At 71.5% G+C, this 15680-nt stretch carries 12 protein-coding genes; 4 read left to right on the top strand and 8 right to left on the bottom strand.

Annotated features, from left to right (window positions below; all coding sequences use genetic code 11):
* Window positions 1–3 precede the first annotated feature (3 nt).
* The 4 genes from ASE16_RS11515 to ASE16_RS11500 are packed head-to-tail and all read right to left on the bottom strand — an operon-like array spanning window position 4 to window position 7556.
* Window positions 4–2796 (bottom strand): FtsX-like permease family protein, encoded by a 2793-nt coding sequence (locus ASE16_RS11515; RefSeq protein ID WP_055895025.1) that lies wholly within the window; start codon window positions 2794–2796, stop codon window positions 4–6.
* Window positions 2793–5792 (bottom strand): FtsX-like permease family protein, encoded by a 3000-nt coding sequence (locus tag ASE16_RS11510; protein WP_157480338.1) that lies wholly within the window; start codon window positions 5790–5792, stop codon window positions 2793–2795. Before ASE16_RS11510 ends, ASE16_RS11515 begins: the two co-directional genes overlap by 4 nt.
* A gap of 48 nt (window positions 5793–5840) precedes the next feature.
* Window positions 5841–6755: an aldose 1-epimerase family protein gene (locus tag ASE16_RS11505; protein ID WP_055895020.1), complete on the bottom strand. Its 915-nt coding sequence runs from the start codon at window positions 6753–6755 to the stop codon at window positions 5841–5843.
* Between the two features lie 15 nt (window positions 6756–6770).
* A complete protein-coding gene (locus ASE16_RS11500; protein WP_055895018.1) occupies window positions 6771–7556 on the bottom strand; it encodes a DeoR/GlpR family DNA-binding transcription regulator in 786 nt (261 codons plus the stop codon).
* A gap of 84 nt (window positions 7557–7640) precedes the next feature.
* On the opposite strand from ASE16_RS11500, the gene galT reads away from it, so the two are divergent.
* The 4 genes from galT to ASE16_RS11480 are packed head-to-tail and all read left to right on the top strand — an operon-like array spanning window position 7641 to window position 11383.
* Window positions 7641–8873 carry a galactose-1-phosphate uridylyltransferase gene (galT, locus tag ASE16_RS11495; protein WP_055895016.1) on the top strand — a complete coding sequence of 411 codons (1233 nt, stop codon included), beginning with the start codon at window positions 7641–7643 and terminating at the stop codon, window positions 8871–8873.
* Window positions 8870–10030, top strand: a complete 1161-nt coding sequence (galK, locus tag ASE16_RS11490; protein ID WP_055895015.1) for a galactokinase — start codon at window positions 8870–8872, stop codon at window positions 10028–10030. The genes galT and galK overlap by 4 nt, the downstream gene beginning before the upstream one ends.
* A 4-nt stretch (window positions 10031–10034) precedes the next feature.
* Window positions 10035–10835 carry an MBL fold metallo-hydrolase gene (locus tag ASE16_RS11485; protein WP_055895013.1) on the top strand — a complete coding sequence of 267 codons (801 nt, stop codon included), beginning with the start codon at window positions 10035–10037 and terminating at the stop codon, window positions 10833–10835.
* 23 nt (window positions 10836–10858) lie between these two features.
* A complete protein-coding gene (locus ASE16_RS11480) occupies window positions 10859–11383 on the top strand; it encodes a gamma carbonic anhydrase family protein (RefSeq protein ID WP_055895011.1) in 525 nt (174 codons plus the stop codon).
* Here ASE16_RS11480 and ASE16_RS11475 read toward each other — a convergent pair.
* The 4 genes from ASE16_RS11475 to glyA all read right to left on the bottom strand — a co-directional run bounded on the left by ASE16_RS11475 (window position 11368) and on the right by glyA (window position 15674).
* Window positions 11368–12774, bottom strand: coding sequence for an MFS transporter (locus ASE16_RS11475; protein ID WP_055895009.1), 1407 nt, complete (start codon window positions 12772–12774; stop codon window positions 11368–11370). The two genes, ASE16_RS11480 and ASE16_RS11475, sit on opposite strands and share 16 nt — an antisense overlap.
* Window positions 12775–12894: 120 nt before the next feature.
* Window positions 12895–13371, bottom strand: a complete 477-nt coding sequence (locus ASE16_RS11470) for a YbaK/EbsC family protein (protein ID WP_157480336.1) — start codon at window positions 13369–13371, stop codon at window positions 12895–12897.
* On the bottom strand, window positions 13368–14249 hold the full coding sequence (locus tag ASE16_RS11465; protein ID WP_055895005.1) for a bifunctional methylenetetrahydrofolate dehydrogenase/methenyltetrahydrofolate cyclohydrolase: 882 nt from the start codon (window positions 14247–14249) through the stop codon (window positions 13368–13370). The genes ASE16_RS11470 and ASE16_RS11465 overlap by 4 nt, the downstream gene beginning before the upstream one ends.
* 99 nt (window positions 14250–14348) lie before the next feature.
* Window positions 14349–15674: a serine hydroxymethyltransferase gene (gene glyA, locus ASE16_RS11460; RefSeq protein ID WP_055895003.1), complete on the bottom strand. Its 1326-nt coding sequence runs from the start codon at window positions 15672–15674 to the stop codon at window positions 14349–14351.
* Between the last annotated feature and the right edge of the window lie 6 nt (window positions 15675–15680).

Raw genomic sequence — 15680 nt, 5'->3', positions numbered from 1 at the left:
CTGTCATTCTTCCCCTCCTGCCCTGAGCACGGTCGCCGGGGAGCGGCGCCGGGCACCGGCGAGTGCGATGAGTGTCGCCGCGGCCGTGACGACCGCGAAGCCGACAGCCGCTGCGGCGATGAGCACGGGATCGATCACCACGGCGGGACGCACAGGTCCCCCGGTGAACCCGGTGAGGTCGATCGGCGCGAGAACCACAGCGGGTAACGCGAGCCCCACCAGGATGCCCGCGATCAGCCCGACCGCCAGCACCGGTCCGAGCTCCCAGCCGAGCAGCCCAGCGGTCTGCCTGCCGGTGAACCCGATGGTGCGCAGGGTGGCGACCAGCCTGGTGCGGGATGCGGTGTTCATCACCAGGGTCAGCAGCAGTGCGCCGATGCACATCAGGGCGGAGAGCACGATCGAGACCAGGGCGACCGTCTCCAGCCCGGAGACCAGTGGTGCCTTCCGCAGCACGGTCTGCTGCTGGACAGCATCCCCCACGATCGCCCTGGCTCCCGCGATGGCCGCGAGGTCGGCGTGCACGGCCGCCGCGTTCGCGCCTGGCTGCAGCGCGACGAGCACGGTGGACGGCCGCTGGGTCAGCTCGATGCCGGACGGCAGCCCCGTCTTGTCGATGATCGTCCACTCGGCGTCGCGGATGTACACCCCGGGGGCGAACGAGAACTCGGTGACGCCCAGGTGCACAGTGGTGTCGGCGTAGAGGATGGCGCTCGTGACCGGGATCTTCGAGCTCCAGCCGCCGACCACCGCCGCCGTCCTGCCAGGGACGCTCGACGTCAGCGCTGTGGAGACCCGCGCACCCTCCGGGACGTTGCCTTCGACGGCCGCGAGCTGCTTCGGGTCGACGAGGTAGGCGCTCAGGTCGCCGCCCTGCGTACCCGCTCGCACGGTCTGCCCTCCCGCGGAGTACACGATGGCGGAGTGGGCGACGCCGGGGACAGCGCGGATCCTGGCGAGCTGGTCGTCGCTGAACGCGACGGGGGTGGAGACGCTGAGGTCGGCGCCGACCGCCGCGTGCGCTCCGCCCTCGATCCCCGCGCGCTCCGTGCTGAGCACGGCGGCGGAGAACACCGTGATGCTCACGCCGGTCACCAGGGCGAACACAGGCCACAGTCCACCGGCGCGCGACCGGACGGCCGTCGTCGCACCGATCGCCGCAACAGCGCCGCGCCTCTTTCGCAGCGCGGCCGCCAGCCAACCGAGTGGCAGCGGGTACAGGCGGAGCACGAGCATGCAAGCCGCGAGGGCGATCAGGATCGGCGTGACGGCGAGCAGCGGGTCGATGCCGAGGCCCGCATCCGTCGTCGGCGCCGCCGTTCCGCGCTGGAACAGTGTGACGACGCCGGCGACCGCCAGCCCGACGGCGAGCACTTCGAGCACCCAGCCCCAGCGACGCCGGGCGGACGATTCGCCGCGGAGGTCGTCACGGGGACCGAGCGCCCCCGCCGCCACGGCGAGGATCAGCGGAGGAGCGACGGCGCAGCACGCCGCGAGCGCGAGCGACAACCCGGCAGGGCCCCCGGCCGGGGTCAGCAGCACGGCCGCGACGAACCCCAGCGCGGCAGCGGGGATGGCGACGGCGGCGCCCTCGAGCGCCAGCCCCCAGCGCAGGCGGCCAGGGGATGCGCCCCTCGCCGCCATCAAGGCCAGTGCGTCTCTGCGGCGCCCGAGCACGAGTCGCACGCCGAGCACGAGCACGGCGAGCGCGACGCCGAGCGGACCCGCCGCCAGGATCGCGAAGAGGGTGGCGGCCGGTTGCGCCCGCGTGGTGAAGTCGGTGAGCGACCTGTCGAGCTGGGTGGAGAAGCGCAGAGCGGTCGGCACCCCGCCGACGGCGACCGTCGGCGTCGTGGCGAGGAAGCGGCCGAGGGAGCCGCTGACCGCATCCAGTGTGTCGACGGTGAACGCCGCGGGTGCGACGGGGAACCAGCCCTCGGTGAGCGTGCTGGTGAGGGAGCGCGCGACGACCGGCCAGGATGCCGCGTCCACCCAGACGACACCGGTGAGCTTCTTGCCGGAGTCGCCGAGGTCGGCGAAGCTGCCGGTCGCCCTGAGGGTGTCCAGGTTCCAGAAGTCGGCGGCGGTGTCGCGCGGGCTGACGGTGCCGACGAGGGTGAGGCTGACGCCCACCCCTGCGACGCGCTTCTGTCCGACCTTCCAACCGATCACGTCCGCCGCCTCGGTCGTCATGACGACCTGCGCGCTCACCGGAGGAGGAGGCGGCGGCACGAAGAAGCCGTACTGGTCCGTCACCGGCGGCGCTGGAGCAGAGGATGCCGGCGATGGCGTCACCGTGCCAGGCCACGCACCGGAGTCCAGCTTCGCGACCCCGCGCAGGTCACTGAACGCCTCGACGGTGGCGAAGTAATGCCGATCGGACGTTGCGCCGGGCGGCGAACTGGTCGGGAGCTCTTCCGACGATGCCGAGTACTGCCCCTCCGCCGTCACCCCGCGCAGCGGCGCCGTCATGGTCGCTCGCACCTGCCGGAGCGCGCCGGGCATCGCCGTCCAGGACGCGCCGGGGTCGTCGACGACGACGGCGCCCGGCTGGCCCATCCCGGACCGCAGCACGGTCACCAGATCGCGGTTGACGGGAGCCGCCTGCTCGAGCCCGTAGCGCAGGTCGCTAGTCAGGAGGGTGTTCGCGAACCGGGGCCAGGCCGCGAGCGCCGTCGTCGCCACGAGCACGACGACGCCGAGCATGATGAGGCCGCCCCGGAACGCGGAGGCGGCTCGCGCGGCGAGGCCGAAGCCGCCCACGACGGAGCTGCGGGACCGGGACGCTCTGGTCATCGCGTCTCCTCCCTGTACGACGTGTCGAGCACCTGCCTGCGCACCGCGCGCCCATACGCCCAGAGCACAGCGCCGACGGCGGCGGCGAGCAGCACGAGCGCGACGAGCAGCGATGGCAGGTCGACGGCCCCGCGCACGGACAGGGTCGCCGGGGCGGTGACGACGGAGAGCCTGGCGAGCGTGTTGCCTGCGAGCAGGAACACGGCGACGCCGCCCACCAGCCCGAACACCGCCGCCGCGACGACGATGCCCGCCAGCTCCACCCGACGGCTGCGCGCTTGCTGGCGCGAACTCATCCCGACCGCACGCAGCACGGCGACTTCGGCCCTTCGTCCGCGCAGCAAAGCAGCGATGGTGGCGCCGATGGCCACCAGCGCGAGCAGCGCGCATCCCGCCGTCCCGAGCCACAGGCTCACGACAGCGCTCGCCATGAAGCGGGAGACGAAGTCTCCTGAGGCGTCGGTGACCACGGCGTCCGTTCCCGCTGCGCGCTGAGCGGCAGCAGCAACCGTGTCCGGCTGGTCGGTAGCGAGCCACACCATCCCGAGCCTGGGCGGTGCAGGCTGCGCGCGGAGGGCGGCGTCGCTGAGCGCGCGCTGGTCGACCAGAACAGCGGTCGGGTCGCTGGTCCCCGGCACGGCGGCGACGACGGCCGCGATCGTGCCGCGCGCCGACACCCACGCGGCGTCGAGGTCCACAGCGTCGCCGACGGAGAGCGCATCCTGCTGGGCGGCGCTGGCCGTGATGACCACGGGGAGCTGCCCAGCGGCCGGCGGCATCAGTCGCACGAGGCCGTCCGCCGTCGTCACACCGGTCGCCGCCGTCCAGGACGCGATGTCGAGGGTGGCGCTGCCCGCCGCGACCGAGCGGATGCGCGGTGCGGACGACGTGTCCCCCGCTGGTCGGGCATCCACGGCGGCGAGCGTCCAGCGGCTCCCCGCCGGAACGTCCGCGCTGAACCGGCCGGAAGAGCCGGCGACCGGATGCGCGACGAAGGGGGCGAGCTCGCCCCGCGCATCCACCAGCCAGAAGGTGACGGAGGCCGTCGCTGCCGTGGCTGCGGTCAGCGTCTTCGTGCCGGAGGGGAGCTCCTGACCGCCGAGGCGAGCGGCGTGCGTGAGTTTCTCTGCCACGTATTCCGTGTCGAGCATGTAGCCGCCGACCCGCGTGAGCTGCGGCAGGCGCTGGGCGTCGAGAGCGACCAGGGTGACCGTGCGCTGGCCGAGCCCCGCGTCCGTGATGAGTCCGGGGGATGCGGAGCTCACCGAGGGGATGCCGGCCAGCGCATCCACGTCTGGCAGGTCGTCCGGCCCTCTGACGACTCCCGCGAGCCCGGTGTCGACCCGCACGTCCGCGCCGGTCACGAGCCGCGACGAGTCACGGAGGAATCCCGACCAGGTGCCGACGTAGCCCGCCGAGAATGTCGCGGCCCCCACCGTCAGCACCACGAGCGCGACCGGTGCGGCGAACAGGGTGAGCCCCCGTCCGACCTGGCGCGCCGGCAGCACGCCGGACAGTCCCCTGCCGCGCGATGCGACGCCCTCGACAGCGGCGGCGGACGGGCCGAACAGCAGCAGGCCGAGCACGGCGATCGCGCACAGCACGGCGGCGGGAGCGATGACGCCGATCGGGTCGACCTGACCGTCCGCCGACACGGGAGCGCCGAACGCGACGAACCGCCACAGCGTCAGCCCGGCCGCGGCGAACGCGAGCACGCCGACCCCGACGGATGCGGTGGCCCGTGCCCTTCCAGCCTCGACTGCTCCTGGCGCCCCGCTGGCCGCCCGCGCGGAGAACGCGGTCACCACGGCGCAGCACGCGACGGCGACAGCGAGCACCAGCAGCGGAGGGAGCGCCAGGTCGAGCACCCCGGCGACGCCTCCTGCCGGCGCTCCGACCACCGCGAGCAGCACGGCCTGCGCCGCGAGGAACCCCACGGCGACACCGGCCACGCCGACCACGGCCGCCTCGACAGAACCGGCGGCCACGAGCTCCCCCACCGTCGCACCGCGCGCCCGCAGCACCCGTGACTCGGCCAGCCGCGACCGGGCGAGCAGCTGCGCGAGCAGGATGAGCGCCACCACCGAGCACACGGCCAGCACAGACAGCGGAACGGGGATGACGGCGGCGAGCGCGCCGACGGACTGCTGCATCGCCGTCACTGTGGCGAGCGCGTCGCCCTGCACCGAGAACGGAGACGACGAGGCCGTCGGGCTCTCGGTGAGCGCGTCGGTGACCGTGCGGAATCCGGACTGCAGGCGAGGGAGCTGCGACGCGGTGCTGTTCCGCGCATCCGGGGCCACCACCCACTGGACGGACGCGGACGTGCTGAGCGCCGCGAGCCCGTCCGCTGTGAGGATGGCCCTGCCGTCGGTCCCGCCTGCGCCGGGCGTGAGGCCGAGCCACGCAGGGGCTGCCGGGGTCGTGGCGTGCCAGACGCCGGTGACGGTGAAGGTCAGGCGGTCGGCGGCGGCCTCGTTGCCATTGTCGCTGTCGCTGCTCGTCGTGATCGTAGAGCCGGTGCGGACGCCCAGCGTCTTCGCCAGTTCGGCGTCGACGGCGAGCTGCTTCTCGCCGGCCGGCCAGGCGCCGGCATCCAATCGGGCGCGCTGACGGAGGCTGTCGTCCCCGGCGAGCGCGAGCATCGACCTGTTCCCGGCCAGCGGCACGGACGGCACGAACGCCGAGCGGTCGACCGTGACGGCGGCACCGGTGAAGTGCTTCCGGATGATCGACCGCACCGTCGCATCCTGCTCTGTCGCAGCGCCGGCGAGTGCGCCCTGCTCCGCCTGCGCGATCGAGACGGCAGGTCCCGCCTGGATGCTCTGCCGCACCGCCACGGTCGGCGAGCGGACGGCGAGCCCCACCATCGTGCTCGCCAGCAGCGTGACGACCAGCACCGTCAGAGCGGTCGCGGTCAGCACCCCGGCCTGGGCGCGCGAACGCTGCAGCCAGAACGCACGAATGCGTCCCTCACTCCCCCCGGATGCACGCACCGGACTAAGCTACCGCGCCCGCACGCAAAAAATCAGCGTCTTCACGCCTCAGAAGCCGTCGTGTCGGATGCCCCACCTGACCGACCAGGTCTCCCCCGGTTCCAGCCAGCGCACCCCGCGCCCGGTGTTGAGCGCGTTCGCCGGGGCCGTCATCGGCTCGACCGCGAGCGCGACGTCGCCCTTCTCCTTCGTCGCGAGCGTGCGCGACGTGTAGAGCTGCAGATACGCGAACGCCGCGTCGGCCCAGAGGGCGACGCTGCGGCCGTCCGGCGCCGTGAGCGTGTGGATCACCTCGCCGTCCGCGACGGGCAGGTCGGCGAACCCGTCGTCGAGCTCCAGCTCTCCCACCCGTCGACCGGCGCTCAGGTCGAATCGCGTGCCGTCGACGGCGGACTCCCCGATCACGTTGAGCCTGTCGTCGACGTCGAGGTGCGTGCGCGCCCCGACCGTGAGCGTCGCCTCTGCGGTCGGCACGTCGCCGACGCGGAGGTATGGATGTGCGCCGACAGCGACCGGCGCCGTCCGGCTCCCCGTGTTCTCGATGGTGTGGGTGACGGTGAGGCCGCCGTCCCGGAGCTCGTGCCGCACGGTGGTGGCCAGCTGGAACGGGTAGCCGAGCTCGGGGAAGATCGCCGCGGTCTGGGTCACCGACGACGCCGTGTGCTCGACCAGCTCGTACGGCCGGTAGCGCAGCAGCCCGTGGATGGCGTTGCCGCGCGCCGGCTCCGTCACGGCGAGCCGCTGCGTCACCCCGTCGAGCTCCCACGCCGCATCCTTCACGCGGTTGGGCCACGGCACCAGCACGATGCCGCACCCGGACGGCGGGGTCGCATCCACCGGGAACGGCTCTGTCAGGTCTGCGTCACCGAGGCGCAGGGAACGCAGCCCGGCCGCGACCTGGGTGACGGTCGCGGTGAGGTCGCCTGCGGCGATGTCGTACTGGGCTCCTGTCGGCGGGTGCATACGGCCAGCGTATTGTCAGGCGACGAGCACCGCGAGCCCTGCCGCCCGCAGCGCGGCCACCTCGCCGTCCGGAGCGCTCTCCCCCGTGATCAGCTCGCTCACCTCGCCGAGGTCCGCGATTCGGCCGAGGTGGGTCCGTCCGAGCTTGGAGCCGTCCGCAACCACCACGGCACGACCCGCCGCGCCGACCATCACCCGTTTCAGGTCGGCTTCGGGCAGGTTCACGTTGGTGATGCCGCCCTGGGGATGCACGCCCGTGCACCCGATGAACGCCAGGTCGGCGTGCATCCGGTCGAGCAGCGTGGAGGCCAGCGGCTCGACCAGCGAGTGCTGCAGCGGGCGCAGCGTGCCTCCGGTGACGACCACCTGGAAGCGCGGGATGGCGCGCTCCAGCGAGAGCGCGATGGTGAGGCCGTTCGTGATGACGGTGACATCGTCCAGGTCGTCGCGGTCGGCGAGGGCGCGTGCGATGGCGGCGGTCGTCGTCCCCACGTCGAGGAGCACGCTGCTGCCGGAGACGACCATCGCCGCCGCAGCGGAGGCGATGCGGCGCTTCTCGTCCGCGGAGGTCTCGAGCGCCTCCTCGAAGCTGGCCTCGCGCATCCCAGGGGTGCGGAGGACGGCGCCACCGTGGACGCGGCGGATGCTCTGCTGCTCGTCGAGCTGGTCGAGGTCGCTGCGGACGGTGACGTCGGAGACCTGGAACGCCTCGCTGAGGTCGCCGACGCGCACGAAACCGTTCTGCCCGATGAGTTCGAGCATCCGTTCGCGGCGGAGGGCTGCGGGAAGCGGTTCGGCCATGCTGCCATCGTCCGGCTGTTGCGTTTACTTGTCAATACGAAAGCGAATGGCTAGATTTGCTTTCGAAACCGAAAGGGTCGCTCCGTGCCAGCAATCACCAAACAGGTCCACCGTCTCGCGGACGGTCGGGAGCTCATCTACTTCGACGACGCGGACACCACGCTCTCGCCCGAGCGCGGCCCCGACCTGCGCGAGCCGACAGAACGCCCAGCGACCGCCACCATGCGCCAGGACCCCCTGACCGGCGAGTGGATCTCGATCGCCGCCGCCAGGCAGAACAGGGTGTTCCTGCCGCCGGCAGAGCTCGACCCGCTGGCCCCTGCCACACCGACCAACCTCTCCGAGGTGCCGAGCAACTACGACGTCGCGGTGTTCGAGAACAAGTCGCCGTCCTTCGGTCCCCTGCTCGAAGACGCCAACGCGCCTGAGGGCATCGACGACCTCACCTCGGTCGGACTCGGCCGCACGCGCACCTCGGTCGGGCGCTGCGAGGTCGTCTGCTTCAGCCCGGACTCCACCGGCTCCTTCGGCAGCCTCACCCCGTCGCGCGCTCGCACGGTCATCGAGGCCTGGGCCGACCGCACCGCCGCCCTGTCAGCGCTGCCGGGCGTGCGCCAGGTGTTCCCGTTCGAGAACCGCGGCGAGGCGATCGGCGTCACGCTGCACCACCCGCACGGTCAGATCTACTCGTACCCGTACATCACCCCGCGCACCACGGCCCTCATCCGGTCGCTCGACGCGTACGGTCCCACCCTGTTCGCCGACATCCTGGAGCGCGAGCGGAACTCCGAGCGCGTCATCCTCTCCGGAGAGCACTGGACGGCATTCGTGCCGTTCGCCGCCCGCTGGCCCATCGAGATCCACGTGCTGCCGCACCGCCACGTCGCCGACTTCACCGAGACGTCCGACGCGGAGCGCGACGAGCTCGCCACGCTCTACCTCCGCGTGCTGCGCGGGGTGGATGCGCTCTACGACAGCCCGACGCCGTACATCGCGGCGTGGCACCAGGCGCCCGTCGGCGTCCGCCGCGACGAGATCCGGCTGATGCTGCAGATCACGTCGCCGCGCAGGGCCGCCGATAAACTGAAGTTCCTCGCCGGATCGGAGTCCGCGATGGGCGCCTGGATCGGCGACATTCCGCCGGAGCAGGCCGCCGAACGTCTCCGGGATGCCGTCGCCCGCGCCGACAGGGACAACCCGACCGGCGCGCTGCCGCAGGGAATCACCGGCCTGGCGACGGACGTTGTCCCTTCCGCGGGCGACGCGTCGACCGCATCCACTGTTTCGCCAGCATCACCACGAAAGGCCGACCGATGACCGACCTCCGCCAGGACACCCGCGACAGCTTCACCGAGATCTTCGGACGGGAAGCAGACGGCGTCTGGTCAGCGCCCGGCCGCGTCAACCTGATCGGCGAGCACACCGACTACAACGAGGGCTTCGTGCTCCCGCTCGCGATCAACCGCCGCACCGTCGCCGCCCTCGGCCTGCGCGACGACCGCACCGTGCGCGTCGGCAGCTCGTTCGCCGACGAACTGGTCGAGGTCGACCTCGGCGACCTCCGCCCCGAGGTGCTCTCCGGCTGGTCGGCGTACCCGCTCGGCGTCGCCTGGGCGCTCGGCGAGTTCGGCGCCGACCTGGATGCCGTCCCCGGCTTCGACGTGCTCATCGACTCGAACGTGCCCGTGGGCGCCGGCCTCTCGTCGTCCGCCGCGATCGAGAGCGCCGTGGCCATCGCGCTCAACGACGTCTGGCAGCTCGGACTCGACCGGCAGACGCTGGCGAGGGTCGGCCAGCGATCGGAGAACGTCGTCGTCGGCGCTCCGACCGGCATCATGGACCAGTCGGCCTCGCTGCTCGGCGAGCGCGACTCCGTCGTCTTCCTCGACTGCCGCTCGCTCGACGCGCAGGTCGTGCCGCTCGGGCTCGAGGCGGCAGGGCTCGAACTGCTCATCATCGACACCAACGTGGAGCACGCCCACGCGACGGGCGGGTACGCCGAGCGGCGCGCATCCTGCGAGGCGGGTGCTGCAGCGCTCGGCGTCGAATCGCTGCGCGATGTGAGTGTGGCCGACCTCGACCGCGCCCGCGAGCTCCTCGACGACGTGACCTTCCGTCGCGTCCGCCACGTGGTCACCGAGGACCAGCGTGTCCTCGACACCGTCCGCACGCTGCGCGAGCACGGGCCGGCCGCGATCGGCGAGCTCCTCGACGCCTCCCACCGGTCGATGCGCGACGACTTCGAGATCTCGGTGCCGGAGCTCGACCTCGCCGTGGAGACCGCGCAGGCCAACGGCGCCATCGGCGCACGCATGACAGGAGGCGGCTTCGGCGGCTCGGCCATCGCGCTCGTCCCGTCCGACGCGCTCAGCCGCGTGCTCGTCGCCCTCGACGGCGCGTTCGCCGAGCACGGCTTCGGTCAGCCGGATCTGTTCACGGTCAGCGCGTCGGAGGGTGCGAAGCGCGAGAATTGACGGTATGACCGCAGCCGACGTCCTCTGGCTCGACCCGGACACCGTCCAGCTCCGCCAGCCCAAGTCCTCGCACTGGGAGGCGCCGTTCCTGTTCCTTCTCTTCGGGCGTGACAGGGCCATCCTGTTCGACACCGGCGCGACCCGTGACGAGCGGGTGTTCCCGCTGCGCGGCACGGTCGACCACCTCATCGAGACCTGGCTGCGCAAGCATCCCGCCCGGGTGTCCCGGCCGTACGAGTTGGTGGTGGCGCACACGCACGCCCATGGCGACCACATCGCCGGGGACGCGCTGCTCGCCGCGCGCCAGGGAGCGGTCGTCGTCGGCACCACCCCCGCCGAGGTGATCGCGTTCTTCGGGTTCCCGTCCTGGCCGGATGCTGTCGTGCCGTTCGACCTCGGCGGCCGGGTGATCGACGTGATCGGCGCCCCTGGTCACGAGCCGTCTGCCGTGGTGTTCTACGACGCCGTCACGCGCATCCTGTTCACGGGCGACACGGTGTGCCCCGGCAACCTGTACGTGCGCGACCGCGCGCAGTTCGCCCAGACCATCGACAGGCTCATCCGGTTCCGGGATGCGACCAAGCCGCGGATCAAGCACGTCCTCGGCGCGCACGTGGAGATGTCGAAGAAACCGGGCGTCGACTACCCGCCGGGCACCGTCGACCAGCCGGACGAGGCGCCGCTCGCGCTTCCGCCGAGCATCCTGGACGAGGTGCGCGAAGCCCTCACCGTCGTCGACAAGCACGGCAGGCCGAAGCGCAGGGTCGTGCGCGACCGCTTCATCGTGGTCGACGATCCACGCTGATTCCGCCTGGCTAGGCTGGCGGCATGACACGCATCACCATCGCAGACGGCTCCTCCCCCGAGGTGCACGAGACCGCTTTCGTCGCTCACGGCGCCGTGCTCGCCGGACGCGTCCACCTCGCCGCGGACTCCAGCGTCTGGTACAACGCCGTCCTGCGTGCCGAGGCGGAGGACATCCGGATCGGCGAGCGCAGCAATCTGCAGGACAACGTGTCCTGCCACGTCGACTCCGGCTACCCGCTCACGCTCGGCACGGACGTCTCCGTCGGCCACAACGCCGTGCTTCACGGCTGCACCATCGAGGACGGCGTCCTGGTCGGGATGCACGCCACCGTGCTCAACGGAGCCGTCGTCGGCGCAGGCTCGCTCCTCGCCGCCGGCACGCTGGTCCTGGAGGGCGCGGTCATCCCGCCAGGCTCGCTCGTCGCCGGTCTGCCAGGGAAGGTCCGCCGCGCCCTCACGGACGAAGAGCGCGCCGGGATCCTCCGCAACGCCGAGGCATACCTCCAGCACGTCGTCGAGCACCGCGACGCTCAGCGCACGCCGTAGATCGGCGACAGCGCCTGCTCCGCCTCGTGGTCGGGGCCGAGCGGGATGCCGCTGCGGTCGCGCAGCAGGAGGGTCGCGACGAGCCCGACCAGCGTCATCCCGGCGAGGTAGAGCGTGACGGCGAACGTCGAGCCGGTCGCTTGCACCAGCGCCGTCGCGATGGTGGGCGCGAACGCCCCGCCGAGGATCGCACCGATCGCGTACGAGATCGAGACGCCGGAGAAGCGAATGGATGCGGGGAACAGTTCGGCGTAGTACGCCGCCTGCGGCCCGTAGGTGAAGCCGAGGCCGATCGTCAGGAGGGCGACGCCGAGGAACAGCAGCCAGACGTTGCCGGTGTTGACGAGCGGGAACAGGGCGAAGACGCCACCGAGCTGCAGCACCCAGCCCACGATGTACGTGGTGCGCCTGGTGATGCGGTCGCTCAGCCAGCCCGCATACCAGGTCGACAGCAGCCAGGTGACCGCAGACCCGGTGACCGCCAGCAGCACGGGGCCGCGGTCGAGGCCGATCGGACCATCCGGGTTGGTCGCGTAGTTCTGGATGTAGCCGCCCGTGGTCATATAGCCCACCGCGTTGTTGCCGGCGAAGATCAGCGCCGCGACGACCACCAGCAGTGCATGCCGCTTGAACAGGGCGACGATCGGCGTTCGGGTCTGTTCCTTGCGTGCGGCGATCTCCTGGAACACCGGGCTCTCATCCACCCGCCTGCGGATGTAGTACCCGATCACGATGAGCACCACCGACAGCAGGAACGGCACGCGCCAGCCCCACACCAGGAACGCGTCGCCTGGTGCGATCACGGCCATCAGCGCCATCGTCCCCGACGCCAGCAGCAGACCGAGCGGAACCCCGATCTGCGGCGACGCCCCGAACAGCCCGCGGCGCGCGGTCGGAGCGTGTTCGACCGCCATCAGCACAGCGCCGCCCCACTCGCCGCCCGCGGAGATGCCTTGCAGGATGCGCAGAAGGATGAGCAGGATCGGCGCAGCCGCTCCGATCGCCGCATAGGTGGGCAGCAGCCCCACGAGGGCGGTCGCCGCGCCCATCAGGATCAGCGTGACCATGAGCACGAGACGGCGTCCGTACTTGTCGCCGAGGTGGCCGGCGATGAACGCGCCGAGCGGGCGGAACAGGAAGCTGATGCCCACCGTGAGGAACGAGAGCACGGTGGCGAACTGGGGACCGGCCGGCTCGAAGAAGAGCTGGCCGAAGACGAGCCCGGCCGCCGAGGCGTAGATGAAGAAGTCGTACCACTCGACGGTGGTTCCGACGACGGTGGCGAAGACCACGCGGCGCCGGTCGGTCTGCGCGGCGAAGCTCCCTGTGGGAGTGAAGTGCCGGCCGGAGGCGGTCGTGCCGTCCGGGGCGCTGTTGTGCGGCGTTGTCATGGAAAGGTTCTCCTTGGATCGACGTCGTTGTCTGTACGAGCTGACAGGCTCGCAGCCAAGATACCAGACCGTATACGATCTGTGATACGAGAACATGTGTGCGCCGAAGAGCGCAGGAGGCTACTCCGTGACGGGGCCCGGCGTTCCCCCGGTGAGGCGCACCAGCTCCTCGAACGTGGTCGGGAACACGGTGTGGGCGTGCCCTGCGGCCGCCCAGACCTCCGGATACCCGGCGAGCGCCACATCCACCACGGTGCGCAGCGGCGCTGGATGCCCGACGGGAGCGACACCGCCGATGGTCTGACCGGTGGCCGCCTTCACCGTGTCCGCATCCGCCCTCCGGATGCGTCCGCCGAGCCGTTCGCCGAGGAACGCGGTGTCGACGCGGTGCGCGCCGGAGGTCATCACCAGCAGCGGCTCGCCGTCGATGGTGAACACCAGCGAGTTCGCGATCGCGCCGACCTCCACGCCCAGCTCCTCCGCCGCGGACACGGCCGTCGGGGTCGCCGACTCGAACCAGCGGACGCGCGGCTCGACGCCGGCCGCGATCAGCGCGGCTTCCACTCGTTCGACGGCCGGATGCGTCCTGTCGCTCACCACTGTGCCCTCTCCGCTGCCTCGACCACGTTCTGCAACAGCAGCGCGCGGGTCATCGGGCCGACGCCGCCCGGGTTCGGGGACAGCCACCCTGCGACCTCGGCCACGTCGGGCGCCACGTCGCCCGCCACACGGCTCTTACCGGTCTCCTGGTCCTCGATGCGGCTCACGCCGACGTCGAGGACGACCGCGCCCGGCTTCACGTCGTCGGCGGTGATCAGCCCGGCCACGCCGGCGGCGGCGACGATGACGTCCGCCCGCTTGAGGTGCGCATCCAGGCCGACGGTTCCGGTGTGGGTGAGCGTGACCGTCGCGTTGATCTCGCGGCGGGTCAGGAGCGAGCCGATGGCACGGCCGACCGTCACGCCGCGGCCGACGACCACCACATCCTTGCCGGCGAGCTCGATGTCGTGACGCAGCATCAGGTCGATCACTCCGCGCGGCGTGCACGGCAGCGGCGTGGTGATCGGGCGGTTGACGTTGAGCATGAGCCTGCCGAGGTTGGTCGGGTGCAGGCCGTCCGCATCCTTGGCCGGATCGACGAGTTCGAGGATCGCGTCGGTGTCGATGTGCGGCGGCAGCGGGAGCTGCACGATGAAACCGGTGCAGTCGGCGTCGGCGTTGAGGTCTTCGACCACGGCCTCGAGTTCGGCCTGCGAGACATCCCCCGGCAGGTCCCGTCGAATGGATGCGATGCCCACCTCGGCGCAGTCGCGGTGCTTGCCTGCGACGTACCACTGCGATCCAGGGTCGTCTCCGACCAGGATCGTGCCGAGCCCTGGCACGACCCCGCGCTCGCGCAGCGCGCTGACGCGCTCCTTCAGCTCGGCCTTGATCTCGGCGGCCGTCTGCTTCCCATCCAGAATCCGTGCGCTCATCCCGCGCTCCTCACGTCATGCAGCAATCGAGCCGGGACTTGTGCACGCCCACGACCGGCGCGTCGCGTACATACGTCCCGGCTCGATTGTTTCGGGCGGTTAGATCGAGGACGGGAGCTCGACGGGGAACGCGTCCTGGCCGGACGGAGTCAGGCCGGGGTAGAGCGGGAACGCCGCGGTGAGCGCGTCGACGCGGCTGCGGAGCGCGGCCGTGTCAGCACCCGGCTGCAGCGCGGCGGCGATGATCTCGGCCACCTCGGTGAACTGCACGTCGCCGAAGCCGCGGGTCGCGAGCGCGGGCGTGCCGATGCGCAGACCGGAGGTCACCATCGGCGGCCGGGGGTCGAACGGCACGGCGTTGCGGTTGACGGTGATGCCGACCTCGTGCAGCACGTCCTCCGCCTGCTGCCCGTCGAGCTGCGAGTGGCGCAGGTCGGCGAGCACCAGGTGCACGTCGGTGCCTCCGGTGAGCACGTCGACGCCGCCGGCGCGCGAGTCCTCCGCCGTCAGCCGGTCGGCCAAGATCTGCGCGCCACGGATGGTGCGCGCCTGGCGGTCGCGGAACTCGTCGGTCGCGGCGAGCTTGAACGCGGTCGCCTTGGCGGCGATCACGTGCATCAGCGGGCCGCCCTGCTGACCGGGGAAGACGTTCGAGTTGAGCTTCTTGGCCAGCTCGGTGTCGCGCGCGACGATGAAGCCGGAGCGCGGGCCGCCGATGGTCTTGTGCACGGTCGAGGAGACAACGTCCGCGAACGGAACGGGCGACGGGTGCAGGCCGGCGGCCACGAGACCGGCGAAGTGCGCCATGTCCACCCAGAGCTTGGCACCGACCTCGTCCGCGATGGCGCGGAACGCGGCGAAGTCGAGGTGACGCGGGTACGCGGACCAGCCGGCGATGATGACCTGCGGCTTGTGCTCCAGCGCCTTGTCGCGCACGACGTTCATGTCGACGAGGAAGGTCTCCGGGTCGACGCCGTATGAGACGGCGTTGTAGAGCTTGCCGGAGAAGTTCAGCTTCATACCGTGGGTCAGGTGACCGCCGTGCGCGAGCTCCAGGCCGAGGATGGTGTCGCCCGGCGTGGCGATGGCGGACAGCACGGCCGCGTTCGCGCTCGCACCGGAGTGCGGCTGGACGTTGGCGTACTCCGCCTTGAACAGGCTCTTGGCGCGGTCGATCGCGAGCTGCTCTGCGATGTCGACGTATTCGCATCCACCGTAGTAGCGGCGGCCAGGGTAGCCCTCTGCGTACTTGTTGGTCAGCACCGAGCCGACGGACTCGAGCACGGCGCGAGGAACGAAGTTCTCCGACGCGATCATCTCGAGGTAGTCGCGCTGGCGACCGAGCTCCAGCTGGAGCACCTCGGCGATCTCAGGGTCGACCTCGGCCAGCGGCGCAGTGAAGGTCGAAGGGAGTGTGTCAGTCAAAACCGG

This window comes from Leifsonia sp. Root227 (assembly GCF_001428745.1).
Lineage (GTDB): Bacteria > Actinomycetota > Actinomycetes > Actinomycetales > Microbacteriaceae > Leifsonia.
The sequence above is the reverse complement of the archived record's forward strand: the minus strand, read 5'-3'. Positions and strand labels throughout refer to the sequence as shown.

What these genes read in the sequence shown, in the direction of transcription:
- ASE16_RS11515 (WP_055895025.1), bottom strand. Translation starts at nt 2,796, where the DNA reads ATGACCAGAGCGTCCCGGTCCCGCAGCTCCGTCGTGGGCGGCTTCGGC.
- ASE16_RS11505 (WP_055895020.1), bottom strand. Translation starts at nt 6,755, where the DNA reads ATGCACCCGCCGACAGGAGCCCAGTACGACATCGCCGCAGGCGACCTC.
- ASE16_RS11500 (WP_055895018.1), bottom strand. Translation starts at nt 7,556, where the DNA reads ATGGCCGAACCGCTTCCCGCAGCCCTCCGCCGCGAACGGATGCTCGAA.
- galK (WP_055895015.1), top strand. Translation starts at nt 8,870, where the DNA reads ATGACCGACCTCCGCCAGGACACCCGCGACAGCTTCACCGAGATCTTC.
- ASE16_RS11485 (WP_055895013.1), top strand. Translation starts at nt 10,035, where the DNA reads ATGACCGCAGCCGACGTCCTCTGGCTCGACCCGGACACCGTCCAGCTC.
- ASE16_RS11480 (WP_055895011.1), top strand. Translation starts at nt 10,859, where the DNA reads ATGACACGCATCACCATCGCAGACGGCTCCTCCCCCGAGGTGCACGAG.
- ASE16_RS11475 (WP_055895009.1), bottom strand. Translation starts at nt 12,774, where the DNA reads ATGACAACGCCGCACAACAGCGCCCCGGACGGCACGACCGCCTCCGGC.
- ASE16_RS11465 (WP_055895005.1), bottom strand. Translation starts at nt 14,249, where the DNA reads ATGAGCGCACGGATTCTGGATGGGAAGCAGACGGCCGCCGAGATCAAG.